27 protein-coding genes and 1 pseudogene are annotated in these 24,312 nt (G+C 37.1%); 27 read left to right on the forward strand and 1 reads right to left on the reverse strand.

The annotated features are described in order from the left end of the window. Window positions 1-49 precede the first annotated feature (49 nt). Genes HBN42_RS00555 through HBN42_RS00590 form a run of 8 tightly spaced genes read left to right on the forward strand, consistent with a single transcriptional unit; the run spans window position 50 to window position 7,959 of the window. A complete protein-coding gene (locus HBN42_RS00555; protein ID WP_165992706.1) occupies window positions 50-1,000 on the forward strand; it encodes a SagB/ThcOx family dehydrogenase in 951 nt (316 codons plus the stop codon). Continuing rightward, window positions 997-2,061 carry a streptolysin associated protein SagC gene (locus HBN42_RS00560; protein ID WP_165992708.1) on the forward strand — a complete coding sequence of 355 codons (1,065 nt, stop codon included), beginning with the start codon at window positions 997-999 and terminating at the stop codon, window positions 2,059-2,061. The genes HBN42_RS00555 and HBN42_RS00560 overlap by 4 nt, the downstream gene beginning before the upstream one ends. 12 nt (window positions 2,062-2,073) lie before the next feature. Continuing rightward, window positions 2,074-3,432, forward strand: coding sequence for a YcaO-like family protein (locus HBN42_RS00565; protein ID WP_165992710.1), 1,359 nt, complete (start codon window positions 2,074-2,076; stop codon window positions 3,430-3,432). Beyond that, window positions 3,407-4,078 carry a CPBP family intramembrane glutamic endopeptidase gene (locus HBN42_RS00570; RefSeq protein WP_165992712.1) on the forward strand — a complete coding sequence of 224 codons (672 nt, stop codon included), beginning with the start codon at window positions 3,407-3,409 and terminating at the stop codon, window positions 4,076-4,078. Before HBN42_RS00565 ends, HBN42_RS00570 begins: the two co-directional genes overlap by 26 nt. Continuing rightward, window positions 4,078-4,764: a SagF family protein gene (locus HBN42_RS00575; RefSeq protein ID WP_165992714.1), complete on the forward strand. Its 687-nt coding sequence runs from the start codon at window positions 4,078-4,080 to the stop codon at window positions 4,762-4,764. The genes HBN42_RS00570 and HBN42_RS00575 overlap by 1 nt, the downstream gene beginning before the upstream one ends. 20 nt (window positions 4,765-4,784) lie before the next feature. Next, on the forward strand, window positions 4,785-5,708 hold the full coding sequence (locus HBN42_RS00580) for an ABC transporter ATP-binding protein (protein WP_165992716.1): 924 nt from the start codon (window positions 4,785-4,787) through the stop codon (window positions 5,706-5,708). Window positions 5,709-5,716: 8 nt separating this feature from the next. Beyond that, complete coding sequence (locus tag HBN42_RS00585) at window positions 5,717-6,844, forward strand: SagG family ABC transporter permease subunit (RefSeq protein WP_165992718.1); 1,128 nt, start codon at window positions 5,717-5,719, stop codon at window positions 6,842-6,844. Beyond that, window positions 6,841-7,959, forward strand: coding sequence for an ABC transporter permease (locus tag HBN42_RS00590; RefSeq protein ID WP_165992719.1), 1,119 nt, complete (start codon window positions 6,841-6,843; stop codon window positions 7,957-7,959). The genes HBN42_RS00585 and HBN42_RS00590 overlap by 4 nt, the downstream gene beginning before the upstream one ends. A 131-nt stretch (window positions 7,960-8,090) precedes the next feature. Here the strand turns inward: HBN42_RS00590 and HBN42_RS00595 are convergent, their stop codons facing one another. Next, window positions 8,091-9,347 (reverse strand): ISL3 family transposase, encoded by a 1,257-nt coding sequence (locus HBN42_RS00595; RefSeq protein ID WP_165992721.1) that lies wholly within the window; start codon window positions 9,345-9,347, stop codon window positions 8,091-8,093. A gap of 406 nt (window positions 9,348-9,753) precedes the next feature. Between HBN42_RS00595 and pyrR the strand changes: the two genes are divergently transcribed. From pyrR to HBN42_RS00690, 19 genes and pseudogenes are all read left to right on the forward strand, one after another. After that, a complete protein-coding gene (gene pyrR, locus HBN42_RS00600) occupies window positions 9,754-10,275 on the forward strand; it encodes a bifunctional pyr operon transcriptional regulator/uracil phosphoribosyltransferase PyrR (RefSeq protein WP_165992723.1) in 522 nt (173 codons plus the stop codon). 17 nt (window positions 10,276-10,292) lie between these two features. Next, complete coding sequence (locus HBN42_RS00605) at window positions 10,293-11,555, forward strand: uracil-xanthine permease family protein (protein WP_165992725.1); 1,263 nt, start codon at window positions 10,293-10,295, stop codon at window positions 11,553-11,555. A 38-nt stretch (window positions 11,556-11,593) separates the two neighbouring features. Beyond that, a pseudogene (locus HBN42_RS10180) lies at window positions 11,594-11,716 on the forward strand (aspartate carbamoyltransferase); the annotation flags it as partial. 268 nt (window positions 11,717-11,984) lie between these two features. Further along, entirely contained in the window at window positions 11,985-13,199 is a 1,215-nt protein-coding gene (locus tag HBN42_RS00615) for an efflux RND transporter periplasmic adaptor subunit (RefSeq protein ID WP_165992727.1), read from the forward strand. Beyond that, window positions 13,199-13,909 carry an ABC transporter ATP-binding protein gene (locus HBN42_RS00620; RefSeq protein ID WP_165992729.1) on the forward strand — a complete coding sequence of 237 codons (711 nt, stop codon included), beginning with the start codon at window positions 13,199-13,201 and terminating at the stop codon, window positions 13,907-13,909. The genes HBN42_RS00615 and HBN42_RS00620 overlap by 1 nt, the downstream gene beginning before the upstream one ends. Before the next feature lie 12 nt (window positions 13,910-13,921). Beyond that, window positions 13,922-15,148, forward strand: coding sequence for an ABC transporter permease (locus HBN42_RS00625; RefSeq protein ID WP_165992731.1), 1,227 nt, complete (start codon window positions 13,922-13,924; stop codon window positions 15,146-15,148). Continuing rightward, window positions 15,141-15,758 (forward strand): TVP38/TMEM64 family protein, encoded by a 618-nt coding sequence (locus HBN42_RS00630; protein WP_165992733.1) that lies wholly within the window; start codon window positions 15,141-15,143, stop codon window positions 15,756-15,758. The genes HBN42_RS00625 and HBN42_RS00630 overlap by 8 nt, the downstream gene beginning before the upstream one ends. A gap of 61 nt (window positions 15,759-15,819) precedes the next feature. Further along, window positions 15,820-17,562, forward strand: coding sequence for a glycerophosphoryl diester phosphodiesterase membrane domain-containing protein (locus HBN42_RS00635; RefSeq protein ID WP_165992735.1), 1,743 nt, complete (start codon window positions 15,820-15,822; stop codon window positions 17,560-17,562). 109 nt (window positions 17,563-17,671) lie between these two features. Then, on the forward strand, window positions 17,672-17,944 hold the full coding sequence (gene rpsP, locus HBN42_RS00640; protein WP_165992736.1) for a 30S ribosomal protein S16: 273 nt from the start codon (window positions 17,672-17,674) through the stop codon (window positions 17,942-17,944). Window positions 17,945-17,956: 12 nt separating this feature from the next. After that, complete coding sequence (locus tag HBN42_RS00645) at window positions 17,957-18,196, forward strand: KH domain-containing protein (RefSeq protein ID WP_165992738.1); 240 nt, start codon at window positions 17,957-17,959, stop codon at window positions 18,194-18,196. A gap of 184 nt (window positions 18,197-18,380) precedes the next feature. Beyond that, window positions 18,381-18,554, forward strand: a complete 174-nt coding sequence (locus HBN42_RS00650; RefSeq protein WP_165992740.1) for a hypothetical protein — start codon at window positions 18,381-18,383, stop codon at window positions 18,552-18,554. 26 nt (window positions 18,555-18,580) lie between these two features. Then, window positions 18,581-18,733 (forward strand): hypothetical protein, encoded by a 153-nt coding sequence (locus HBN42_RS00655; protein WP_165992742.1) that lies wholly within the window; start codon window positions 18,581-18,583, stop codon window positions 18,731-18,733. A 39-nt stretch (window positions 18,734-18,772) separates the two neighbouring features. After that, entirely contained in the window at window positions 18,773-18,979 is a 207-nt protein-coding gene (locus HBN42_RS00660; protein WP_165992744.1) for a hypothetical protein, read from the forward strand. Between the two features lie 104 nt (window positions 18,980-19,083). Then, window positions 19,084-19,254 carry a hypothetical protein gene (locus tag HBN42_RS00665; protein WP_165992746.1) on the forward strand — a complete coding sequence of 57 codons (171 nt, stop codon included), beginning with the start codon at window positions 19,084-19,086 and terminating at the stop codon, window positions 19,252-19,254. A gap of 431 nt (window positions 19,255-19,685) precedes the next feature. Beyond that, entirely contained in the window at window positions 19,686-20,204 is a 519-nt protein-coding gene (gene rimM / locus HBN42_RS00670) for a ribosome maturation factor RimM (protein ID WP_165992748.1), read from the forward strand. After that, window positions 20,194-20,937, forward strand: coding sequence for a tRNA (guanosine(37)-N1)-methyltransferase TrmD (gene trmD, locus HBN42_RS00675; protein ID WP_165993747.1), 744 nt, complete (start codon window positions 20,194-20,196; stop codon window positions 20,935-20,937). Before rimM ends, trmD begins: the two co-directional genes overlap by 11 nt. Further along, the gene (locus tag HBN42_RS00680) at window positions 20,930-21,922 is read left to right on the forward strand and encodes an NAD(P)/FAD-dependent oxidoreductase (protein WP_165992750.1); all 993 of its coding nucleotides are present in this window, start codon (window positions 20,930-20,932) and stop codon (window positions 21,920-21,922) included. Before trmD ends, HBN42_RS00680 begins: the two co-directional genes overlap by 8 nt. A gap of 234 nt (window positions 21,923-22,156) precedes the next feature. Then, the gene (locus HBN42_RS00685) at window positions 22,157-23,218 is read left to right on the forward strand and encodes a PTS sugar transporter subunit IIC (protein ID WP_165992752.1); all 1,062 of its coding nucleotides are present in this window, start codon (window positions 22,157-22,159) and stop codon (window positions 23,216-23,218) included. 14 nt (window positions 23,219-23,232) lie between these two features. After that, window positions 23,233-24,156 carry a 2-dehydropantoate 2-reductase gene (locus HBN42_RS00690; protein ID WP_165992755.1) on the forward strand — a complete coding sequence of 308 codons (924 nt, stop codon included), beginning with the start codon at window positions 23,233-23,235 and terminating at the stop codon, window positions 24,154-24,156. The last annotated feature ends 156 nt before the right edge of the window (window positions 24,157-24,312 follow it).

Genomic DNA, 24,312 nt, shown 5'->3' on the forward strand with positions numbered 1-24,312 from the left:
TACCTGCTAATTACTATATGTTTATTAGAATAAGATAGGAAAGATTACGATGCCATTTTTTACGAAAGAAAAACCTGTTTTAGACAATCGTCCCCCGTTGACTTCGGAAAAGGCAAGACAATTATTTGAATTTAATACTAATCATTTATCGTTATCGGGTTATCATCATCAAACAGTGCTAAAAACGTCAAAGCAGTTAGTTGCTCAGCACTTAATGCCTAATGAGATAGATAACCTTAGCCAACGTTTTTTGATGAATTACAAATCTAATAATAATTACTTGGGCTTTCAAGCTAGTGTGGTTGATTTTTTTACAGATTCTGCAGTGGCAACTTTTTCAAGTAGCGCTTATTTTGAAAGCAGAGAAGATATTATCCCTCTCCCTAAACCGTCGAAGGTAACAACAGCACTTTCCACCTGTATTACTCAGAGAAGGAGTCATCGGCAATTTTCAGATCGAGAAATGCCCATACAAGATTTAGCTAACCTCCTTTATTATGCCTGTGGTGTTAGTGCTGAAGTGCCAATTAAAAATGGTATGCCAGATAAGGTTACGTTAAGGAACTGTGCATCTGGGGGTGGCCTATACCCTATTACCTTAGTCTTTTATGCGAGAAATATCAGTAAGCTTAAAGACGGGTTTTACGAATATTTACCTTATCAACATGCGTTACGGTGCTATTATAGTAGTCCTGAGGAAAATATTAGGGCTTTTGCAGAATACGGTGCCATTAATGCTGAGAACTGCAACCTCGTCATTATTTATGTGTACAACTACCTCAAAAACACGCGTAAATATGGTAATCAAGCAACTGCCTATGCTTTCATTGAATCAGGTGAGATAGCTCAGAATATTCAATTAACAGCGACTGCCCTTGTTTATGGCAGCATTGATATCGGAGGCTACAATAAGGAATACCTCCAAGAAAAATTAGGATTAGATGGTTTGAGTCAACACGTGATTCACATGACGCTTGTAGGAAATAAGGAGTCTCAATGAAATATCAATTAAATAGTAATGTTCGCATTGTCCAATTTCAGGATACCTTTTGTTTCAGAAAAGGTATCTGGGATTTTAACGAAGCTGTCTTAGATGTCTCACAAGAACCTCAAGGATTAAAAGAAGCTTATCGAGAAATTGTGACCACCTTGATTGAAGGTGGCGTTCTTGATACGGACTATTATGAAAACAGTTTGGACGCAGATCTGTTTGCAAGCTTCATGGAAGTGATGACAGCTTTATATTATAATGATGTGTTGATGCTAGAAGATGATTACGCCCTTGAAGAAAATGTCATGAAAGTTTTAATGGGGGATTTTCGATTTATGGCAGCAGCAGGGCATACCAAAAATACTGCTCCTGTCCTCTTTATCAGTGATTCAACCTATGTTAATGAATCGGCCAAGCTGTTAGCTGATCACTTGCAATTACCTTTGCAAGTGGCTAGTGATGACTTGAAAATGTTAATTCAACAAACTGATGTAACTTCTCGCTTGGATGCTTTGACCCATCATCGCCATATGAAATGTTTGTCTGAATCCTTAGAAAGTTATCAAAGTATTGTTGTTTGCCAAGAGCGTTTGAATATTATGATGTTACGTCATTTGAACGAAGTTAGTGTATCGCTTAATAAACAATTGGTGCTAGGATTTGTTGATGGTCCATTCTTACATGCTTGTACGCTAAATCCTCCTCATAGTGCTGACTTTGATAGCTTGGAAAGACGGGTTTTGGCACGTTTGCAAGATCACGCTCTCTACCAACACTTTGCTAATCAAGTTTTACCACCAACTCAGGAAGTCAGCAAAGCTTATCTTCCCTTGCTGAATGTTTTGATGAATTTGGTTGTTAGTGAAGCCTTTATTATTGCTCAAACAGGAAGTTCAAAATTTGAAGGGCGTTTACTAAGTATTTATTTGCCGACACTTGAAATCCAGGTGCAAGATATTCTAAAAATGTCAAATTCTCAAGCACAAGGAGCTCTGGCAAAACTAAAATATGAGGATCAGCAAGTGTCAACACGTGAAATTGTTAGAAAACTCCTTAGTGAAGAAGAGTAAGGAGGTGAAATGATGTTACAGTATTACCCTTCCTTTAATCATATCTTTGATGATCTCAAAGGTTTAAGTGGTAACAGAACAGGCATTCTAAATCAATCCCAAGCTCCTGTTTGTAATCATCCCCACGATGTCTATTTAAAGAGTGTTACTGGTCAGATGCCTGATTATCACAAGCAATTTATTGGCGAATTGAGTCAGGTCAGTTATCATATTATTGGTTACGGTAGCCATTACGAAGAAGCCCTTATTAGATATTTAGGAGAAAGCATTGAACGTTATGCGAGTATTATTTCAGGTGACTTGTTATCGGATAGGATTGTCTATGCTTCCTATAAGGAATTGAGCCAGACAGATCGTGTCATGCCTTTAGAATACCTGCAAGTCTTTACCCAAGATCAAATTGACCGCTGCCTAGATTTGCACATGGTGATGTGTGATAAGATGGTGACTGAAGAGGATGTTTTAGGCTGGGTCAAGTGCCCAATGTTCTTTGAGGATCAAGATATGTATGTTCCGGCACAAATGCTTTGTATTGGGTATAAGACCAATGAAGCTGTGGGAGAAAAACATATTATTCCAGGGTTTTCAACGGGTACAGCTTCTCATACTAGTTTAGAAGCAGCTATGTGCAATAGCCTTATTGAATACATTCAAATTGATTCCATGATGCTGAGTTGGCATACCAAAAAACCTTGTCCTAGGATCATTATCGATGACCCAGATATTCAAGCAATTCTAGAAGAAGCTAGGTTAGGGAAAGACAGTTTATACGAGATTATTCCTATTGACATGACGGTAGGAGAAGATAACCCGCTTTATACCTTTGGGATTATCCTTAAAAATAAATACAATGAAGGCCCTTATCTCCTCTTTGGTGTTCAAGCTGGTTTAGATCCTAAACATACCTTGCTAAGAGGTATCATGGAAGCTGCAGCCATTAGTTATAGTTATTACTATAATCTTTTGTATAAAAAGGAAGCTCTTGACAATATTGAGAGCGAGAATCCCCTCTTTTTAGATTTGGATAGTAATGTGTTTTATTACGCTCATCCCAAAGACCAACACCATAAATGGCAAGCTTTTGAACCTTTGATTTCAGGAGAAGTCCTCCTTAGTGAGCTAGAAGACCACTCTGGTCGAGATAAGAAAGAGGATTTGAAAATCTTATTGGCATATACTAAAAAAGTTAGTCCTAATGCAGTCTTTCTTGATATTACCCCTCCTGAAGCCTCAGAAAAAGGGTGGTATGTGACCCGTGTGCTAACACCTGAACTTCTTGAAATGTGTATCCCAGCCTTTCCTTTTGATAATCATCCACGGATGAGACAGTTTGGAGGTGTGACAAATGCCTTTGTTCACCCAATGCCTTAACCTGTGTCTATTAGTGGTCACCTTTTGCCCATCAATCCCGATGCAAGCTATTTTTGGGAAAGGCAATGCTGGCGATGGGTTTAATCTGATTGGTTTTCTAAGAGCAGTTCTGGTGTACTACTTGATTGCTTTAACAGGTGTTTACCTATTATCGCCTCAAATCAGCTTCTCTTTTGGGGCAGTTAATGGAAAACTGATTCTCATGGGGTTAGGATTGAGCATCATCGTGTTGGTGGTTGAAGTGGCTTTCCTACATGGGCTTCGCTGCTGGCAAAAGCAGCAATGGCTTCCATTGCATTTGTCCTTTGTTGGTACAACGCAAGACTGGAATAAATTGGGTTATCCCTTGCTCTTAGCTGTCTGTGAAGAGATTACTTATCGATTGTTATGGTTTCAGGTCTTGTTAGTTCAGTGGCAATTGCCTGTCATCGTGGTATTAGCTATCACTAGTTGTTGTTATGCCTTGAATCATTTATTGATGGGGAAATCTATTTTCTACGCCAAGTTGATCACGGGGGTTATTTACGGTAGTCTTTATTATCTTAGTGGAAGCCTATGGCTAGTTATAATCATCCATGTGACTAGCAATTTGTTGGTTGAATGCCTTAGTCATCTTCAAGCAGGACATAAGAAAGTGGTGGATTAATGATGGTAGTAGTCTGGCTAGTGATTTTAAGTCTCATCACTCTTTGGTTGACTAGTCATCGGAGACGTCGTTTGATGAGATGGCACTTTAAACAGATAAGGACCTTGTCCTATCAAGACTGGTTAGATGTCTTGCTGAGTATGATTCAGTTGGGGCTTGTTCTCCTAGTTTTGCAATGGCATGCTACTGAGTTTACTCTAAAGGAGTTATTGTCCTTTTTAGGAGATTTTAACTGGCAGTGGCAGTTTATATGTTACATGGTTTTATACTTGTTAGCAGTTATTGAAATGACCCTTTTAGTCTTGGTTCTCCTCTTTGATTGTGTGTTCCAAAAGGATAGTCGTTTGCTCTTTAAAAAGCTAACTTGGCTGACTTTTAAAAACGATAGACCGATGATCAGCTTACTAGTGATTGGTTGGGTCACAGTAGTAGACAGTATTTTTTACTTTGGCTTACTAGTCTTTTTAGGAAGTTATACACCAATCAGTGTCCTAGTGCTTGTCTTGGGTTATGCTTTGGTCAAGGCTTGTCGCTATTCGGGTTGGTTGAATTGGCTAATGGCTTTCTGTCTTTTCGCTGTTATTGGCTTATGGGGAGTGACTGCTACGCTATTATATGGCTGGTTAGCTAGTGTGCTGCTATTGACCTTGACTTATCTGATGATTAGTTTAAAAGAGCAACAGTAATGTTGAAAAAGGAGTAATATATGAGTTTTGTGCAATTAACAGATGTTGTCAAAGTCTATAAAGGTGGCAAAAAAGCTGTCGATAATGTCTCATTGACAATTGGAGAAGGTAATATTTATGGCTTGCTAGGACCAAATGGTGCTGGTAAATCAACCTTGATTAATCTTATTTTGGGATTGATTCCTTTGAGTTCTGGAGAGGTGACGGTTTTACAAGAGTCACAAAAATCCATCCGAAAAGTTAGTTCACAGATTGGTTATGTCCCTCAGGACATTGCTGTCTATCCTGACTTAACGGCTTATGAAAACGTAGAATTATTTGGATCCCTTTATGGTTTGAAAGGAACTCGATTAAAAGAACAAGTCCTAAAAAGTCTAGAGTTTGTCGGCTTGCAGGCTCAAGCTAAACGATTCCCAAGTCAGTTTTCAGGAGGAATGAAGCGACGTCTTAATATTGCTTGTGCACTGGTTCATTCTCCGAAGTTAATTATTTTTGATGAACCAACTGTCGGCATTGACCCGCAGTCTCGTAATCATATTCTGGAATCTATTCGCCTCTTGAATGAGGAAGGTGCTACGGTGATCTACACCACACATTATATGGAAGAAGTCGAAGCCCTCTGTGACTATATTTTTATTATGGATCACGGTCAGATTATTGAAGAAGGCAACAAGGTTGAACTTGAAAAACGCTATGCTGCGAACTTGACTAATCAGATTATGGTAACCTTGACAGACGCTCAAGATTTGGATGTGTCTGATAAACCGGGTTGGAGTTTGACAACTGTTGATGATGACCTTATTCTAGTGATTGAAAATGGTGACATTGCTACGGTGGTCCGTCAATTGACAGAGGCTAATATTGGATTTAGTGAGATTAAACATAACCACTTGAATTTAGAAGAAATCTTCTTACACTTAACGGGTAAGAAGTTAAGAGATTAGAGGTTATCATGGTTTTATTACATTTAATCAAAAAAGAGAGTTTGCAGATTTTTCGAAATCGAACTGCCTTGTTGATGATGGTGATTTTTCCAATTGTAATGATTGTGATTTTAAGCTTTGCCTTTAAATCAAGTTTCAATGCAGCAACAACCGTTCCTAAGTTAACGGTGCGTTACCATCTAGAAGGTCAAAAAACCGATTATCAGAAGAATTTTCTTGCCTTTTTAAAGGTCTTAAATAAAGAATTGAAATTAGAAGCTGAACCTAGCAAGTCACTTGAAGCGGATAAAAAGAAAGTTAGCGAAGGGGCTTTGACAGCTACTTTGGAGGTCAAGAAAAACCAAACCATTAAGGTAACCACCAATGCGATTAACCAGCAGAATGCTGATTTGATTAACATGTTGGTAACCAATTATGTTGATAATGCAAAAACTTATGACTCCATAGCCGATTTGTATCCTCAACGCTTAGGTGAGATTAAGAAGCGAAAAGTAGACTTTGTCAAGGTGAGCTCGGTTCAAACCAGTAAAGGCATGACCTCAGCTGATTACTATGCTATTTCTATGTTCACCATGATTACTTTTTATAGCATCATGTCAGCGATGAACCTTGTCTTATCCGACCGACAACAGCGCACCACCAATCGTATTCACCTCACAGGTGTCTCTCCTAGCCTTCTTGTTTTTGGCAAATTGATAGGAGCAATGTTGGTGACAACAGTCCAGCTAGGCATTCTGTATGTCTTTACCAGATTTGTACTGCGAGTTAATTGGGGAACCAATGATTGGCAAATTATTGGGGTAACGGCTTCTTTGATTTACCTATCTGTGGCTATCGGCATCGGAATGGCTACTAGTATTAGCAATGAAGCTTTCTTGATGGTGGCTTCAAATGCAGTTATTCCTATCTTTGCCTTTTTGGGAGGTAGTTATGTCCCTTTGGCAACTTTAAATAGTCCCTTTATTAATCAATTGTCCAATATTTCTCCAATCAAATGGGTTAATGATAGTTTGTTTTATCTGATTTTTGGTGGGCAATTTAATCCAATCCCTGTGACGTTGATGGTTAACATTGGCCTTGGCACAGCCTTTATCCTAATTGCTTTGATAGGGATGAGAAAGCAGGTGACCGCATGATTCGTTTTATAAAAACTTTATTTGTTAAAATCCGACGGAAAAAAACCAGTTATGTGACCTTCTTATTATTGCCTATTTTAACAACACTTTTGGCCTTATCAATGAGTTTCTCTGGAAATAATCAGGCTAAAATCGGTATTTTAGATAAGGATCAGAGTAAGATTTCGAAGCAATTTGTTGCCCAGTTGAAACTCACGAAAAAGTATGATGTTTTTACTAAAATAGAGGAAAAACATATTGACAATTACCTTCAAGATAAGTCTTTAGAGGCTGTTTTAACCATTGATAAAGGTTTTTCCAAGAAAGTATTAACAGGTGAAGCGCAAGAACTCAGCCTTCGCTCTATTGCTAAGAGCGAGATTATTGAATGGGTAAAAGCGCAAGCCAATTACCTTCTAGAGAATTACAATATCATGGGTGATGTAGCTGCCGGAAATCAAGCTATTTTTGACAAGCTTTGGCAAAAAAATAAAGGGTTAAACTATCAGGTTCAACAAGAAACTTTGGCAGACCGTTCACGCAGTAAATCCGTGTCCTCCACTACCACAGGTTTCTTGCTTATCCTTATGTTAGGTAGTACCAGTGTGATTTATGGAGGGATTTTGACTGATAAATCTAGTCAAATCTATAACCGATTAGTCTTGTCACGTTTGTCACGCTTCCAGTACATGTTAAGTTATGTCTGTGTTGGACTTGTCGCCTTTACTCTCCAAATTGTCATAATGTTTAGCCTGTTGAAGATCTTTAATGTCAGTTTTTATATTCCGACTCCAATCTTGTTGCTAATTTTCTTACTATTTAGTTTGTTGGCGATAGGTTTTGGTTTAATGATTGGTGCCGTAACGCAAAATACCCAACAAAGTAGCCAGTTGGCTAACCTAATCGTGATGCCAACTTCCATGTTAGCTGGTTGTTTATGGCCCTTGTCTATTACACCATCTTACATGCAAGCTATTGGGAAATTATTGCCACAAAACTGGGTTCTTTCAGCCATAGCTACTTTCCAAAGCGGCGGAGGAATTGCTCAGGCTTGGCCCTATCTCTTAGCTTTATTATTAACGGCAACAGTCTTTATAACCCTTTCAAGTTTCTTATTAAAACCTGTCCGTCTATAAAGGATATAAAGAATACAAGAGAGCATACTAAATAGAAAATATCATCATGAAGATAGCATTGGTTTTATTGATTCACGTTAAATGAATTGGTAAAATCAGGCTCTTTGTCAAGTGAAGTGGGTAGACAAAACCTAACATCTGGAGAGAACAACTTTTGTTCTCTCTTTTTGTATGTTTAAAGCGATGAGTAGTCTGGTTTTAAAATTTTTAAACTTTCTAAAGCCAAAAGCATTGCGCTTTATGACTTTAATAATGTTGTTAGTAGCTTCTAGTTTGGCATTAGAATAGGGTTGTTCAAGGGCATTGATAATTTTATCTTTGTCTTTTTTGAAAGTTTTGAATACCATCGTGAAGATAGGATTAACTTGCTTGATATGGTCTTCGATAATGGCAAAGAAATGTGTACTGTTCTTCTCTTGAAAGTGGTAGAGAAGTAATTGATAAAGCTCATAATAATACTTTAGTTCGTTAGAGTAACCAAGCATTCTAGTGAGTATCTCACGATTGGTTAGGTGTTCTCTAAAAGTTGGTCTGTAAAAGAGCTTTTCCTTAAGTTTTCGGCTATCTTGTTGGATTAACTTCCAAAACTGTTTGATAGTTCGGTACTCTATTGATGATCTGTTAAAAGTGTTCATAATCTTAATCCTAGTCCTGTTCATAGCATGGTTCAAGTGTTGAATGATATGAAAGCGATCAAGAACAATCTGGGCATTAGGAAAAAGCCTTCTGACTAAGTCGTAGTAAGGGGAAAACATATCCATGGTGATCCATTTGACAGTTTCTCTGATTCTTCTAGTGTGGCGGAGAAAATGATTTCGAATAATAGTTTGTGTTCTGCCATTTAAAATGGCAATGATTTTCTTAATTTCATAGTCTTGAGCCACAAAAGACATCTTGCCCTTCTTAAAGGCAAATTCATCCCAAGACATAATAGTAGGTAAGGTGTTTAAATGTGTCTTAAAAACAAAGGATTTGAGTTGACGAATAACGGTAGAAGTTGAGATAGAAAGTTCAGAAGTAATCTTGGTTAGACTTTCTTTATCCATTAATCTCTCACTAATCTTATGACGGATGACATAAGGAATCTGGTGGTTTTTCTTGACAAAGGAAGACTCAGAAACCATTAGTTTAGAGCAGTCCTTACAGCGGAAGCGACGTTTTTTAAGTAATAACCTTGTCTTATAGCCTCCCGTATCTAAATAAGGGATTTTACAGGGCTTTTGAAAGTCGTACTTGGTCATTTGTCCCCCGCAACAAGGGCAGTTTGGCGCCTTATAATCAAGCTTAGCTAGGATATCAAAATGGGTCTTCTTATCTTTAATGTCAGTAATACTGATATTCTGGTCTTTTATTTGAAGTAAAAATTTGTTATGATTGATATGTTCCATATGATGCTTTCTAATGAGTTGTTTAGTCGCTTTTCATTATAAGTCATATGGGACTTTTTTTGTAGTCACAAAAAGCCCTATAACTTCCAAAGTAGAGTTACCCACTACAGAAATTATAGAGCCAAAATTGTTCAGTCTTTTTCGTTACATCTCGGTAACAAGTTCTCCTTAATTTATACAGAATTGCCTATTCTAAAAAATTCTACCACATACCAATTTCAAAAAAGACTTGTTAAGTTTAGAGTAATATGCTATAATAGTAAAAATTTGATATTCCTTTAAAACAGTCCCGTGAGACTGGCAAGGAGACAAGACTTAAGTGTATACTTTTTAGTATGCGATTATTTTGTGAACTCTCCTTGTTATAAGGGGAGTTTTTTGTAGCAAAATCTGAAGGAGGGCTAGAATGAAAAGCAAGGAAATTATCGACGAAGTCACTATGAAAAGGGCTATGACGAGGATTACCTATGAAATTATAGAGCGTAACAAAAATATGGATAATCTTGTTTTGGCAGGAATTAAGACTCGAGGAGTCTACCTTGCAAGGAGAATCAAAGCACGGTTAGAAGTATTAGAATCGATTGATGTTCCAATAGGAGAGCTTGATATAAAACCCTTTAGAGATGATGTAAAGGTTGAAGAAGATACCACCCTGATGCCAGTTGATATTTCTGGTAAAGAAGTTATCCTTGTTGACGATGTTCTATATACAGGAAGAACAATCCGTGCAGCTATCGATAACTTAGTCAGTTTAGGTCGTCCTTCACGCGTCAGTCTAGCCGTCTTAGTAGATCGGGGACACAGGGAATTACCCATAAGACCTGATTATGTTGGGAAGAACATTCCTACCAGTGCCACAGAAGAAATTGTGGTGGAAGTTGTTGAAGTAGACGGACAAGATCGTGTTAGTATCGTTGATCCTTCCTAGAAAATAAGGAGAAGATAATGAAAGATGTTATTTACGATGTAGAAGAAATGCCAAAAAATGGTGTTTTGTTTGGCTTATCATTCCAGCATCTCTTTGCCATGTTTGGGGCAACAGTATTAGTACCAATCCTAGTAGGGATTGACCCTGCAGTTGCACTCTTATCCAGTGGCTTGGGAACCTTAGCGCATTTAACGGTTACAAAGTTTAAAATCCCTGCCTATATGGGTTCAAGCTTTGCCTATATTGCAGCCATGCAAATGTTAATGAAAACTGATGGTATTGCAGCCGTTGCACAGGGAGCCGTAACAGGAGGCTTTGTCTATCTCATAGTTGCACTGATTGTCAGAGCTATTGGAAATGATTGGATTGATAAGATTCTACCACCTATTGTTGTGGGTCCAATCGTTATGGTCATCGGATTGAGTCTAGCCTCTACAGCTGTAAGCAGTGTAATGTTAAAGGATGGGAAATACAACCTGCTCTATCTGCTCATTGGAATGGTAACCCTACTGTCTGTTATCTTCTTTAATGTTTATGGAAAAGGCATTGTGGCTATTATTCCAATCCTTTTGGGATTACTGATCGGCTACCTCTTTGCCTTAGTAATGGGGATGGTAACAGGGGAAGAAATTATCAGCTTTTCTGAGGTGGCTAAGGCTAAATGGTTTAGCGTTCCAGGTGTTCAAGTTCCCTTTTTAAGTTATAGTCTAAAATTTTACCCTAGTGCTATTCTGACAATGGCACCCATAGCATTTGTTACCATGACGGAACATTTTGGCCATGTTATGGTTTTAAACAGTCTAACAAAAAGAGATTACTTTAAGGATCCAGGCTTAGATAAGACTTTAACAGGGGACGGTTTAGCTCAGGTCATAGCTGGATTTTTAGGGGCACCTCCGGTAACCTCCTACGGTGAAAACATTGGAGTTATGGCTCTTAACAAGATTTTCTCTGTCTATGTTATTGCAGGAGCAGCTCTTATTGCAACCTTATTAAGCTTTGTCGGAAAGATATCTGCGTTGATTCAATCCATTCCTTCTCCAGTAGTTGGTGGGATTTCAATTGCTCTTTTTGGAGTGATAGCCTCTAGTGGTTTGAAAATCTTAATTGAATCAAAAACAGATATGGACAACAAGAAGAATCTTTTGATAGCAAGTGTTATCTTAGTCTCTGGTATTGGTGGTCTTATGCTTCAAATCAAAGGACTTCAAGTATCAGGAGTAGCTTTTTCAACACTCTTAGGTATTATTTTATACCAAGTCTTGCCTGAAAATCATTAAGTAAATGTCTCAATAATGTCTGAAAGGTAGGAGAAACAATGTTAACATCTAAACAAAAAGTCACTTTAAATCATTTGGTGTCAATGGAGGCACTTACAAATGAGGAGGTTATGGGACTCATCATAAGAGGCTCAGAATTTAAAGCAAAAAAAGCAAAACTGGATTATAAGTAGGAAAACTATCAAAAAACTGATAAAAAGATGGCAGAAAAAGGACTTCCCAAACAGCTACTTTCCTAGGAGAGTGGCTTTTTTCATTTGGCAAAAATCGAAGGGAAAAGGTGCTGTTTCTGTCATAACATTAAAGTAAGACAAAAATGAGAAAATTAAAGTTAAGCTCCTAAATTTACTTGACAGCCTTTCAAAAAAGTCATATACTTGTCCTATACAAGTAATACAAAAGTTAAAAGTAAGAAGGTCAGGTAGTCAAATGTCAAAGAGGAATAAGTCTAAGATGTCCAAGAAAACTAAGGGGATTATTTCAGGCGCAATTATTGTTGTTGTTTTAGTCATTGGCACAATTCTTTATTTTCAACAAGAAAATGCTTTGAAAAATAAAAAAAGAGCTCAAGGCTACTCGGCAGTAAAAGTTACTGAGGGGACGATTTCATCTTCAACCTTGTTATCAGGAACTGTCAAAGCTCTTTCTGAGGAATATGTTTACTTTAATCCTGCTAAGGGTACCAGCGCTTCTGTAAGTGTTAAGGTAGGAGATAAGGTGACTGCAGGTCAACCCTTAGTGCAATATAGTGCAACAGCGGCACAGGCTGCCTACGATACAGCTGCCAGAAATTTAAATAAAGTAGGACGCCAAATTAATTATTTAAAAACATACGGTGTTCCAATGGCCGGTGGTGAAGGAGCAGGAGCTCAAGCTTCCTCACAACAAACTGCAGGCTATAACCAGCAATTACAAGATTTAAATGATGCCTATGCTGATGCTCAAGCAGAGGTTAATAAAGCCCAGCAAGCCTTAAATGAAACGGTTGTTTCAAGTAGTGTTTCTGGAACAGTTGTTGAGGTTAATCAAGATATTGACCCTTCTTCAAAAGAAAGTCAGCCCCTTGTTCATGTGACATCTGAAGGACAATTACAGGTGAAGGGAAGCTTAACCGAGTATGATCTTGGCAATATTAAGACAGGGCAAGCAGTCAAGATTAAGTCAAAGGTTTATACTGACCAAGAGTGGACAGGTAAGATAGCTTATATTTCAAATTATCCAAAAGATGAAGGTAAGGGCCAAAGTCAAGGTATGCCAAATGGAGCCCCTGCTTCCTCAAGCACAGCAAGCTATGATTATAAGGTTGACATCACAAGTCCTCTAAGAGATTTAAAACAAGGTTTTTCTGTTTCTGTAGAAGTAGTTAATGAGGTCAAGCATGCTCTGGTTCCAGTCGAAGCTGTCTTCAAAAAAGATAAGAAAAATTATGTCTGGGTTTATGATTCTTCTTCCTCTAAGGTCAAACAGGTTGAAGTTAAACTAGGTAATGCAGATGCGAAAAAACAAGAGATTATAAGTGGACTAGAAGTTGGACAAGTTGTCATTTCAAATCCAGATAAGTCTATAAAAAATGATGAAAAAGTAGAGAACGTTCACTCTGAAGATAGGCAAAAGAAAAGCTCGAAATCTGAGGTGAAAAAATAGTGACAGACCAAAAACAAGAACTCATTAAACTACAGAATATTAGCAAGTCTTATAAAAATGGCGATCAGAAATTACATGTCCTAAAAGGCATCAACCTGACTGTATGTCAAGGCGAATTTCTGGCTATCATGGGACCTTCTGGATCTGGTAAATCAACTTTGATGAATATTATTGGTTTACTAGATAAACCTTCAACAGGAGATTATAGGCTAAATGGCAAGGAAGTAAAGAAATTAAATGATCGCAAGCTGGCCAGACTCAGAAATAAGGAAATAGGCTTTGTTTTTCAGCAATTCTTTCTATTGTCACGCTTAACTGCCCTTCAAAATGTTGAATTACCCCTCATCTACGCTGGAGTTTCTGTCTTAAAAAGAAAGGACTTGGCTCAGCAATATTTAGAGAAGGTAGAACTGTCAAAACGGATGAAGCATTTACCTTCTGAACTATCAGGGGGGCAAAAGCAGCGGGTTGCTATTGCTAGAGCCTTGGTCAATAATCCTTCTATCATACTAGCCGATGAACCAACAGGAGCTCTTGATACCCAAACTGGTCAACAAATCATGCAACTTCTGACCACTTTAAACAAGGAAGGGAAAACTATTATTATGGTTACCCATGAACCTGAAATTGCTGATTTTGCAACCCGTAAAATTGTTATCAGAGATGGTGAAATTACAAGAGATACAAGTGATAGTGTACGCATAGACTAAGGAGAAATGAAAATGGAAAATTGGAAATTTGCTCTTAGTTCTATCTGGGGGCACAAGCTCAGATCACTCTTGACAATGTTAGGTATTATCATTGGTGTTTCTGCTGTGGTCATTATCATGGGACTGGGAAATGCTATGAAAAATAGTGTGACTAACGCTTTTTCAAATAATGAAAAAGCTGTGCAATTATTTTATGCTCCAGACTCCACAGAAGATGGACCCTATAATAGTTTTAGATATATTGAAAATACAAAAGAAGTAAAAGAAGAATGGTTGGAACAAATTGTAAGAGATATTGACGGAATAGATTCTTATTACTTTACAAATTCTGCCTCTTCAACTATTTCCTATGAAAAGAAAACTGTCAAAAATGCTTCCCTAACTGGAGTCAGTCGTGATTATTTTAAAATCAAAAAATATGATATTGTTGCTGGACGAACATTAGATGAAAAAGACTATACTAACTTTTCCAGGATAATTTTATTAGATACCAAAATGGCTGATCAGTTATTTGGAGAAGGTCACTACAAAGAAGCCCTAAATAAGGTTGTTTCTTTAAATGACAAGGATTATCTTGTTGTAGGAGTTTATAAAACAGGCCAGCCTGGCGTAGTGAGGGTTGGAGGTATAAGTGAAGGAGAAGCTGTGATGGCCAACACACAAGTTGCTTCTGAGTTTCATACCAATGAAGTTGGAAACATCTATGTTCACGTCGAAGATATTAAGCAGAGCGCCTCACTTGGTGATAAAGCTGCTCACATGTTGACTAATCTGTCTCATGTAAAAGATGGAAAATACCAAACTCCAGACAACAGTCAAATTATTAAGATGGTTAACCAGCAGTTCGGTGTAATGACAACCGTAATAGGCTCAATTGCTGGTATATCATTATTGGTTGGCGGAATTGGAGTCATGAATATTATGTTAGTTTCTGTGACAGAAAGAACCCGAGAGATCGGTTTACGAAAGGCTCTAGGGGCTACTCGATTGAAAATTTTAACACAATTTTTGATTGAATCAGTCGTTTTAACAATATTAGGAGGTCTAATAGGACTAGTGTTAGCTTATATTACCGTTGGTGCTTTAGGGAGTGCTATGAAATTAAAAGAAGCTACGGTTTCACTGGACGTGGCATTTATTGCCATTGCTTTTTCTGCAATGATTGGTATCATCTTTGGATTACTACCAGCAAACAATGCAAGTAAACTTGATCCTATTGAGGCATTAAGATATGAATAAGTATAGTGTAAATCATGAACGGCTTAAAAAGATATTTAAGGTTATTGGTATCTTATCTATTGTCTTTTCTGTCTACCTTGTTTTCTACCTAGTTGGCAAGATTGATATTTTGAATAATCCTAAAGCCTTATCTCAATTAATAGGCAAACATCTTCTTATTGGAGGGATAGCATTTTTTGGTCTTCAGGTTATCCAGGTTATCATTCCCATTATTCCTGGTGGAGTGACTACAGTAGTGGGTTTTTTAGCCTTCGGACCAACCTTGGGCTTGTTTTTAAACTTCTTTGGCATTATAATAGGTTCTTGTATCCTTTTTATATTGGTACGCAGATATGGAAAGTCCTTTATTTTGTTGTTTGTAGAAGACAAGCAACTTGAAAAACATGAGAAAAGGCTCTCAACCAAAACCTTTGAAAAGTTTTTTATACTTAATATGATTTCGCCAATGGCACCAGCCGATCTGCTGATTATGATAACAGGTCTTAGTCGTATTAGTTTTAAAAGGTTTTTGCTGATTATAGTAATTTGTCGCCCTATATCAATAGCTATCTATAGTTATTTTTGGATATATGGAGGAGAAGCTATTAAACATTTTTTGATGGCTTCTTGATTCCTCGCTGAACTTGTTCAACTGGGAATTTTTTAATAATGATGAAAGGAAGAACTCCTCTATGAAATTTTTGTCTGATTTGTTATCACTAATGAAAAAAATCAGATTCGAATGGCTTCTTAAAGCCAGTATCTTTCAGCTGCTTTTTGTGACCATTACAAACTTAGTCTTATCTGAATTGTTTTATCTGATCTTAGATATTACAGGTCAGTATCATTTGGATAAGGATAATATCTTTAACTTTATTAAAAATCCTTTTGCCCTAGCCTTCTTTTTCCTTTATTTCTTTTTCTTAGTGGCCTTTATACATCTGGAATTTTTTATTCTCTATCGTATTATAGCTGATAAGAGATTGTCTCGGAAAAAATTCAAAAAAACCATTAGTTATTATGCCAAGCACCTGTGGAGATATTTTTCAGGCTGGCAGCTTTTTCCATTTTTGGCCTATGTGTTACTGACAATTCCGGTCTTAAAAATAGGTCTGTCCTCAGTGATCACAGAAAAATTATATATTCCAGACTTTATCATTTCTGAGTTATCAAAAACAGAAACGACCAAGTATGTACTGTACCTCTTGTTGGCCTTTATGTTTTACCTTAATTTGCGCTTTATTTATTTTCTGCCTTTATTATCTTTAAAGCGCATGTCCTCTAAGGATGCTCTGATAGAGAGCTGGCGTAGAACAAAGAAGACTAGCTTTAGCTTGCTACTTAAACTGCTATGTCTTAGTGCTTTTGTATTGTCTTTAACAGCAGTGCTGATTATGGGCATATTAGCCCTTGTTCTCTTCCTTGATCCTCAAGGTAATCAGTTTATTCTGCAAGCTTTGTCCTTGACCCTTATTTGGGAAATCATATTTTTTAGTACGATTTTCTTTAAACTATCAATGGCTATGCTACTGAAAAATGATATTTCTCCTAATGGGCGTCAAAAAGAAGTAAGGGTAAAAAGTAAAAAGAATATTATTTCCTTTGTTCTTTTGCTGCTAATGACTTTAGGTTTTGCTGTTGGTTCTTTTGGAAAACTTTCTCTTTTCCAAAATCCTAGCAATAAAAAGGTAATTGCTCACAGGGGACTTGTTTCAGCAGGAGTAGAAAATTCTCTGGAAGCCTTAGAAGGTGCTAGTCGGGTAAAAAGTGATGCGGTAGAACTAGATTTAATGTTAACCAAAGACAATAAGTTCGTTGTCTCTCATGATAATTCTTTAGAACGTTTAGCTGGTCTAGAGCGTTCTATCAGAGATATGACATTAAGTCAGGTGGAAGCTGTTACTATTTACCAAGGATCTTTCAAGAGCAAATTGGTTTCCTTTGAAACCTTTTATAAAAAAGCACAAGCCTTACATATGCCCTTGTTGATAGAGCTTAAGCCTACTGGTACAGAACCAGCAAACTATGTGGATCTTTTTCTTGAACTATATAAGAAGCTTGGCATTGGAAAAGAAAACAAGGTTATGTCTCTTGATTTGAAGGTGATGGAAGAGCTTGAAAAGAAAGCACCTTATATTAAAACGGGATATGTTATTCCTATCCAAGTTGGTTTTTTAGGTGAAGAGAACATAGACTTTTATGTGATTGAAGACTTTTCTTACCGTTCTAGATTATCTGCGCAAGCTCTTTTAAAGAAAAAAGAAATTTTTGTGTGGACGATCAATGAACCGGAACGTATGGAGTATTATTTGCAAAAACCTATTCAAGCTATGATCACTGATGATCCTAGTGAGGTCAAGCGATTGAGTCGAAAAATTAAGAGAGAAGATTCTTACTTTGATCGCCTAGTTCGAATAGCTTTTAGTTTATTCTAAATCCGTCAAGAAAAAAACTTGACAGACTTGAGAAAATCGGGTAGACTTATTAGAGTAAGAAATGAATAGTGTTTCTTGTGATTATTATAAAGAAAAGAGAAATAAAACAATGTCAGTAAAAATTCGTTTAACTCGTATGGGTTCTAAGAAAAAACCTTTCTACCGTATTAATGTAGCAGATTCACGCGCTCCTCGCGATGGTCGTTTCATTGAAACAGTTGGAACTTACAACCCACTTGTTACCGAAAACCAAGTAACTCTTAAAGAAGAGCGTATTTTAGATTGGATGTCAAAAGGTGCTCAACCTTCTGATACAGTACGTAATATCCTTTCAAAAGCTGGAGTTATGGCTAAATTCCACGATCAAAAATTCTCAAAATAGTAGTAGATGCCTATGGATACCATTGAAAATCTTATTATCGCCATTGTGAAACCTCTGATTTCACAACCTGATAATCTAATCATTAAAATCGAAGATACTCCAGAATTTTTAGAGTATCATCTTGACTTGGATGCACAAGACATCGGTCGTGTAATTGGGAAAAAAGGTCGTACAATTACAGCGATAAGATCGATTGTTTATTCGGTTCCAACACAAGGTAAGAAAGTGCGTCTTGTTATTGATGAAAAATAATTAGTCAGCATACGTCTATAATTATTAAAACCATCCTTTTTCTATTCTTAAGTAGAGAGTGATGGTTTTTTGCTGCAAAAATACTTAACTGATTAAGTATTTTTGTGCTAAGATAAGTGTACTGATTCAGAGAATTTTTACAAATATAAACTTAATCGGTTAATTATATTGATGAAGAGATTCAATGAAGAAACAAACTGCATTATCACATGCTTTATTAACCTTGGCTGCTCTATCAGCCATAAATCTTTCAAATCCACTTGTGGACAATGTAAAGGCTGATACTGAAAGTTGTGCAAGTTCAACCCTTTCACAAAAAGGAAGCTTTACCTTTAAGGAAAAGTTCTTCAAACCCTAAATTCAGATGCTAAAGGCCAAGCTATTTTGACAAATCTTCCAGTAGATAAAAGTATTGGTGTTAGTGTTGATGGTGTCAACCAAGGCTATACTGTTAGAACATCTCAAGCAAATTCTCGCATGTCAGCAAGCTTTACCGCAGCTGGAGTTGGTAAGGGAGAGCCTGTTTACAGCAGTTAATCAATTGATGTTTCTGTACAAAACCAAGATGCTGAGCCAATGGCAAATCAAATGGTAAGTCTTAAAGACAGTCAGGATAAGCATATTGCCAGCCAAAAAGGTAATCAAGCTGCTTTAGTTAGCTTTTCTGGTAAATTAATGGATGATACTTACTATTCTTATTACCTCGATGATAAAAAATCGGTCAAACAATGCCAGGTTTTTAAAAAACAATTTACATTGATGATACTAGACTTCCAAAAGTAGAAGAGGGCTTCACTTTTACAGTTACAACACTTGATAAGAATGATAAAGTTGTGTCAGACAAAAACATTTAACTTTATGACATCACAGATGGTAAAGAGCAACTTGTGACCAGTGGAAAAACAGATAAGGATGGAAAAATTCAATTTGACAAACTTCCTTTATCACGTAATCTTGCTGTTTATGTAGATGGTATTAGTCAAGGTTATACTGTGCGAACAAGTGAAGCAGGCTCATCTAAGGATGCGGCTTTCTTCTTGATTATGATCATGAGCTAGAAGAAGAAAAAGTCATCAGAGATTTAGCGGATGCTATTCAAAGGTATTTTCTTTTGACCCCTGAAAAAAGAAAGGCTTTCAGTCAGGCCTCCTATCAGATTGTTAGCGAGTTTACAGAGGAAAAGGTGACCCAAGCCTGGAAAAACTTACTGCATGATCTAAAGGTAGAAGAATAGATGCCTGTCTCATAGGGTGCATTTTCATGGAGAACATGATAAAATATGGAGTAGCCTGATTAAAAATGGAAAAAGTTTAAGAGAGTCCAAGCTAGAGTTTCAGCTACTGGCTAGCTTTTGAGATTTGAGGCTCAAAACTGAATTAGGGTCTGCCAAGGGTAGCCCTTGCTTTTCAAACTAAAAAGCTTGAAGACAAAGTCCTTTTTCACTTTCTTTGTGAAAAGGCATTAAAGGAAAAATACAATAGGAGTCATAATGGAATTTTATAATGTTGGAAAGATTGTTAATACGCAAGGCCTACAAGGTGAAATGCGTGTTCTATCAATCAGTGATTTTGCCGAGGAACGCTTTGCTAAGGGAACTATTTTGGCATTATTTGATGAAAAAAATCAATTTGTTGAAAATGTGGAAATAGCCAAACATCGGAAACACAAGAATTTTGACATTGTTGCCTTTAAAGGCATGAACCATATTAATGCTATTGAAAAATACAAAGGTTATACTCTTAAGGTATCAGAAGAAAATTTGACTGAGCTTGAAGATGGTGAATTTTACTATCATGAGATCATTGGACTGGATGTTTATGAAAATGATCTGTTGATTGGGCAAGTTAAAGAGATTCTGCAACCAGGTGCAAATGATGTCTGGGTGGTAAAGCGTAAGGGAAAAAAAGATTTATTGCTTCCTTATATTCCCTCAGTTGTTTTGTCAGTTGATGTCAAAGCAAGTCGTGTAGATGTTGAAGTAATGGAAGGCTTAGATGATGAAGATTGATATTTTAACATTATTTCCGGAGATGTTTTCTCCCTTAGCCTCTTCTATTGTGGGTAAGGCCTGTGATAGAGGTCTCATAGATATCCAATATCATAATTTCAGAGAAAATGCTGAAAAGGCACGTCATGTTGATGATGAACCATTTGGTGGTGGGCAGGGGATGCTCTTACGAGCACAACCAATTTTTGATACCATTGGAAAGATTAAAGCTAAAAATCCAAGGGTTATTTTACTAGATCCAGCAGGTAGGAAATTTACACAAGCTTATGCTGAGGAATTAGCTCTTGAAGAAGAGTTAATTTTTATTTGTGGACATTATGAGGGCTATGATGAACGTATCAAAACCTTAGTGACAGATGAAATCTCCATAGGGGACTTTGTTTTGACAGGGGGAGAATTGGCAGCAATGACAATGATTGATGCAACAGTTAGGCTTATTCCAAATGTTATTGGAAAAGCGGCTAGTCATGAAGATGATTCATTTTCTTCAGGTTTATTAGAGTATCCACAATATACCAGACCCTATGATTTTAGGGGGATGACTGTTCCAGACGTCCTAATGAGTGGTCATCATGAGAATATTCGTATCTGGCGATTGAAAGAAAGCCTTAAGAAAACCCTTTTGAGGCGACCAGATATGTTAGAGACTTATGTATTGTCAAAGGAAGAAGAAGGATTTCTTAAGACTATAAAAGAAGAACTAAGAGAAAGAGGAGAGCTTTTAAGTGATTGATAAAGTGTATGATATAACTATAGTTGGAGGAGGACCGGTAGGCCTCTTTGCTGCCTTTTATGCAGGCCTTAGAGGAATGACAGTCAACATTATTGAAAGTCTGTCTGAGTTAGGAGGCCAGCCTGCTATACTTTATCCAGAAAAAGTGATCTATGATATTCCAGCCTATCCTCAGTTGACAGGAGAAGAGCTCACAGATAATCTCATCAAGCAAGTCGGTCGTTTTGAAGATCGGATCACCGTTTGTTTAAGAGAAGAAGTCTTTCAATTTGAAAAACAGGATGACCACTTTCTTATTCAAACCAGCAAAGGTCACCGTCGGAGTAAGGCTATTATTATTGCTTGTGGAAATGGGGCCTTTGCTCCTAGGACACTTGGTCTTGAAAATGAAGCTGACTTTGCTGATAAAAATATCTTTTATAATGTGCATAAGTTAGATCAATTTGCAGGTAAAAATGTTGTTATCTGTGGAGGTGGTGATTCCGCAGTAGATTGGGCCTTGGCCCTATATGGTTTGGCTAAAAAGGTGACCATCGTTCATAGACGTGATGTTTTTAGAGCTCACGAACATAGTGTTGAACTGTTGAAGGCTTCGGGAGTGACTATTTTTACACCCTATATTCCCACAAAACTTCAGGGAGACGTGGATGGAGCCAAATCCATTAGCATTCAAAAAGTTAAAGGTGAAGAAGAACTTCAATTAGATCTAGATGCTCTTATTGTTAGTTTTGGTTTTTCAACTTCAAATAAGAATCTAAAATCTTGGAATCTTGACTACAAACGTTCCAGTATTAAGGTGACACCATTATTTGAAACGAGTCAAGAAGGTATTTTTGCCATCGGAGATGCTGCTGAATATGAAGGTAAGGTTGATCTCATAGCCACAGGTTTTGGAGAAGCTCCAATAGCTGTCAATCAAGCCATTAAGTATATCTATCCTGACCGTGATAATCGGATTGTCCATTCTACCTCGCTGATCAACTAGACTTAGAAGTAGCCTGTAAAGGCCTTTATAGCACTTTAGTAAAGGATCAAAACAGTTTAAAGAAAGTACTTTTAGAAAGCTAAGAATAGCTATAACTTATAGTTATTCTATTATTAGAATTTACTATAGCAAATTACTCTTGTCCTTGGGACAAGTTGCCATCTTTGTGATAGAATAAACAATATAAATGTGAGTTTTTTCACGATTTAAAAATAGATGAATCGAGGTCACACGATGACAACAACCCCTAAAGAGACATTCAGTTCTTTTATGAATAAGGTTCTGGCTGGAACAGCCATTGCTATTGTCGTTGCACTTATCCCTAATGCTATCTTGGCAACCTTTTTAAAACCCTTTTTGCCAAATGCAGCAGCTGCAGAATTTTTACATATTGTACAAGTTTTTCAATTCTTTACTCCAATCATGGCCGGTTTTTTAATTGGGCAACAATTTAAATTTACACCAATGCAGCAGTTGGCCGTTGGTGGTGCCGCTTATATTGGTTCAGGAGCTTGGATCTTTAATCCAACTATTGTAACTGCAGTAGGTAAAGGTGGTTTCCAACTCAGAGGTATTGGTGACCTTATCAACATGATGATTACAGCCAGCCTAGCAGTCTTAGCTGTTAAGTATGTGGGAAATAAATTTGGCTCTTTAACCATCATTTTACTACCTATCATTATTGGAACAGGTGTGGGTTACATCGGCTGGAAGTTGTTACCTTATGTTTCTTACGTAACTACTTTGATTGGCCAAGGAATCAATTCCTTTACAAGCTTGCAGCCTATATTAATGTCTATCTTAATTGCAATGACCTTTGCCTTGTTGATTGTTAGCCCGATTTCAACAGTTGCTATTGGTTTAGCAGTTGGCTTGAATGGCTTGGCAGCAGGGGCAGCTTCAATGGGTATTGCATCAACTACTGCAGTTCTTGTTTGGGCAACTCTAAAGGTTAATAAGTCTGGTGTTCCGCTAGCTATTGCATTGGGTGCCATGAAAATGATGATGCCAAACTTTTTGAAACACCCTATTATGGCTATTCCAATGCTTCTTACAGCAGCTATCAGCTCTTTAACTGTGCCAATCTGTAATTTGGTGGGAACTCCGGCTTCATCAGGTTTTGGCCTTGTTGGTGCTGTTGGTCCAATTGCTTCGCTGGCTGGTGGTAGTTCAATCCTTATCATTGTGCTTGCTTGGTTGATCATTCCTTTTGGAATTGGCTTTGCGGCACATAAAATCTGTAAGGATATTTTAAAACTCTATAAAGAAGACATATTTGTATTTGAAGGACAATAAAAAGGAGAATTAACATGTTAGTTTATATTGCAGGTTCAGGAGCTATGGGTTGCCGTTTTGGTTACCAAATTTCTAAAACTGATAATGATGTTATCTTGCTAGATAATTGGGATGCGCATATTGACGCTATTAAAAAAGATGGTTTGAAAATTTCTGGAGATGTGGAAGATACTGTTTTTCTTCCTATCATGAAACCAACTGAAGCAAGTCAAGAAGCTGATTTAATTATCTTATTTACAAAGGCTATGCAATTGCCTCAAATGCTTCAAGATATTAAATCAATTATTGGTAAGGAAACCAAGGTGCTCTGCTTATTAAATGGTCTTGGCCATGAAGAAGTGATCCGTCAATATATCCCTGAGCATAATATCCTTATGGGAGTAACAGTCTGGACAGCTGGTCTAAAAGGTCCTGGTCATGCGCATCTTCAGGGAGTGGGTGCTTTGAACTTACAAAGTATGGATCCCAATAATCAAGAGGCAGGTCACCAAGTTGCAGAAATGTTAACTGAAGCAAAATTATTTGCCACTTATGATGAAAATGTGGTACCAAATATCTGGAGAAAAGCTTGTGTCAACGGGACAATGAATTCCCTTTGTGCTCTTTTAGATTGTACAATTGGTGAGCTCTTTGCCAGTCAAGATGGTCTGAATATGGTTAAAGAAATCATTCATGAATTTGTCACTGTAGGTCAAGCTGAGGGAGTTACTTTGGATGAAGCAGAAATTACCAAGTACGTTATGGATACATCGGTCAAAGCTGCTCATCACTATCCTTCAATGCATCAGGATTTAGTTCAAAATCAACGTAAGACTGAAATTGACTATTTAAATGGTGCTATTAATAATAAGGGACAAAAACAAGGCGTGGCTACCCCATATTGCCGTCTGATTACTCAGTTAGTTCATACAAAAGAAGATGTTTTAAAAATTAAATAATAAGAAAAACTAGGAAGTTCAAAAATTTCCTAGTTTTTTTAAAAAAAGGAATGACAGAAAATGAAGGATAATGCTTGACTTTGAAAAAAAGGATAGTATAATTTATCTGTAACCGATTTCAGAAAGGAGGGATTAGCATTCTAAAATCCAAAAGAA

Source organism: Streptococcus catagoni, from assembly GCF_011421425.1.
In the GTDB taxonomy this organism is placed as follows: Bacteria; Bacillota; Bacilli; order Lactobacillales; family Streptococcaceae; genus Streptococcus; species Streptococcus catagoni.

What these genes read in the sequence shown, in the direction of transcription:
- HBN42_RS00595 (WP_165992721.1), bottom strand. Translation starts at nt 9,347, where the DNA reads ATGGAACATATCAATCATAACAAATTTTTACTTCAAATAAAAGACCAG.
- HBN42_RS00650 (WP_165992740.1), top strand. Translation starts at nt 18,381, where the DNA reads ATGAAGAAACAAACTGCATTATCACATGCTTTATTAACCTTGGCTGCT.
- pyrR (WP_165992723.1), top strand. Translation starts at nt 9,754, where the DNA reads ATGAAAAGCAAGGAAATTATCGACGAAGTCACTATGAAAAGGGCTATG.
- HBN42_RS00555 (WP_165992706.1), top strand. Translation starts at nt 50, where the DNA reads ATGCCATTTTTTACGAAAGAAAAACCTGTTTTAGACAATCGTCCCCCG.
- HBN42_RS00630 (WP_165992733.1), top strand. Translation starts at nt 15,141, where the DNA reads ATGAATAAGTATAGTGTAAATCATGAACGGCTTAAAAAGATATTTAAG.
- HBN42_RS00585 (WP_165992718.1), top strand. Translation starts at nt 5,717, where the DNA reads ATGGTTTTATTACATTTAATCAAAAAAGAGAGTTTGCAGATTTTTCGA.
- HBN42_RS00570 (WP_165992712.1), top strand. Translation starts at nt 3,407, where the DNA reads ATGCCTTTGTTCACCCAATGCCTTAACCTGTGTCTATTAGTGGTCACC.
- HBN42_RS00690 (WP_165992755.1), top strand. Translation starts at nt 23,233, where the DNA reads ATGTTAGTTTATATTGCAGGTTCAGGAGCTATGGGTTGCCGTTTTGGT.
- HBN42_RS00660 (WP_165992744.1), top strand. Translation starts at nt 18,773, where the DNA reads ATGGCAAATCAAATGGTAAGTCTTAAAGACAGTCAGGATAAGCATATT.
- HBN42_RS00625 (WP_165992731.1), top strand. Translation starts at nt 13,922, where the DNA reads ATGGAAAATTGGAAATTTGCTCTTAGTTCTATCTGGGGGCACAAGCTC.
- trmD (WP_165993747.1), top strand. Translation starts at nt 20,194, where the DNA reads ATGAAGATTGATATTTTAACATTATTTCCGGAGATGTTTTCTCCCTTA.
- rpsP (WP_165992736.1), top strand. Translation starts at nt 17,672, where the DNA reads ATGTCAGTAAAAATTCGTTTAACTCGTATGGGTTCTAAGAAAAAACCT.
- HBN42_RS00565 (WP_165992710.1), top strand. Translation starts at nt 2,074, where the DNA reads ATGTTACAGTATTACCCTTCCTTTAATCATATCTTTGATGATCTCAAA.
- HBN42_RS00615 (WP_165992727.1), top strand. Translation starts at nt 11,985, where the DNA reads ATGTCAAAGAGGAATAAGTCTAAGATGTCCAAGAAAACTAAGGGGATT.
- HBN42_RS00645 (WP_165992738.1), top strand. Translation starts at nt 17,957, where the DNA reads ATGGATACCATTGAAAATCTTATTATCGCCATTGTGAAACCTCTGATT.
- HBN42_RS00560 (WP_165992708.1), top strand. Translation starts at nt 997, where the DNA reads ATGAAATATCAATTAAATAGTAATGTTCGCATTGTCCAATTTCAGGAT.
- HBN42_RS00580 (WP_165992716.1), top strand. Translation starts at nt 4,785, where the DNA reads ATGAGTTTTGTGCAATTAACAGATGTTGTCAAAGTCTATAAAGGTGGC.
- HBN42_RS00605 (WP_165992725.1), top strand. Translation starts at nt 10,293, where the DNA reads ATGAAAGATGTTATTTACGATGTAGAAGAAATGCCAAAAAATGGTGTT.
- HBN42_RS00685 (WP_165992752.1), top strand. Translation starts at nt 22,157, where the DNA reads ATGACAACAACCCCTAAAGAGACATTCAGTTCTTTTATGAATAAGGTT.
- HBN42_RS00590 (WP_165992719.1), top strand. Translation starts at nt 6,841, where the DNA reads ATGATTCGTTTTATAAAAACTTTATTTGTTAAAATCCGACGGAAAAAA.
- HBN42_RS00575 (WP_165992714.1), top strand. Translation starts at nt 4,078, where the DNA reads ATGATGGTAGTAGTCTGGCTAGTGATTTTAAGTCTCATCACTCTTTGG.
- HBN42_RS00635 (WP_165992735.1), top strand. Translation starts at nt 15,820, where the DNA reads ATGAAATTTTTGTCTGATTTGTTATCACTAATGAAAAAAATCAGATTC.
- rimM (WP_165992748.1), top strand. Translation starts at nt 19,686, where the DNA reads ATGGAATTTTATAATGTTGGAAAGATTGTTAATACGCAAGGCCTACAA.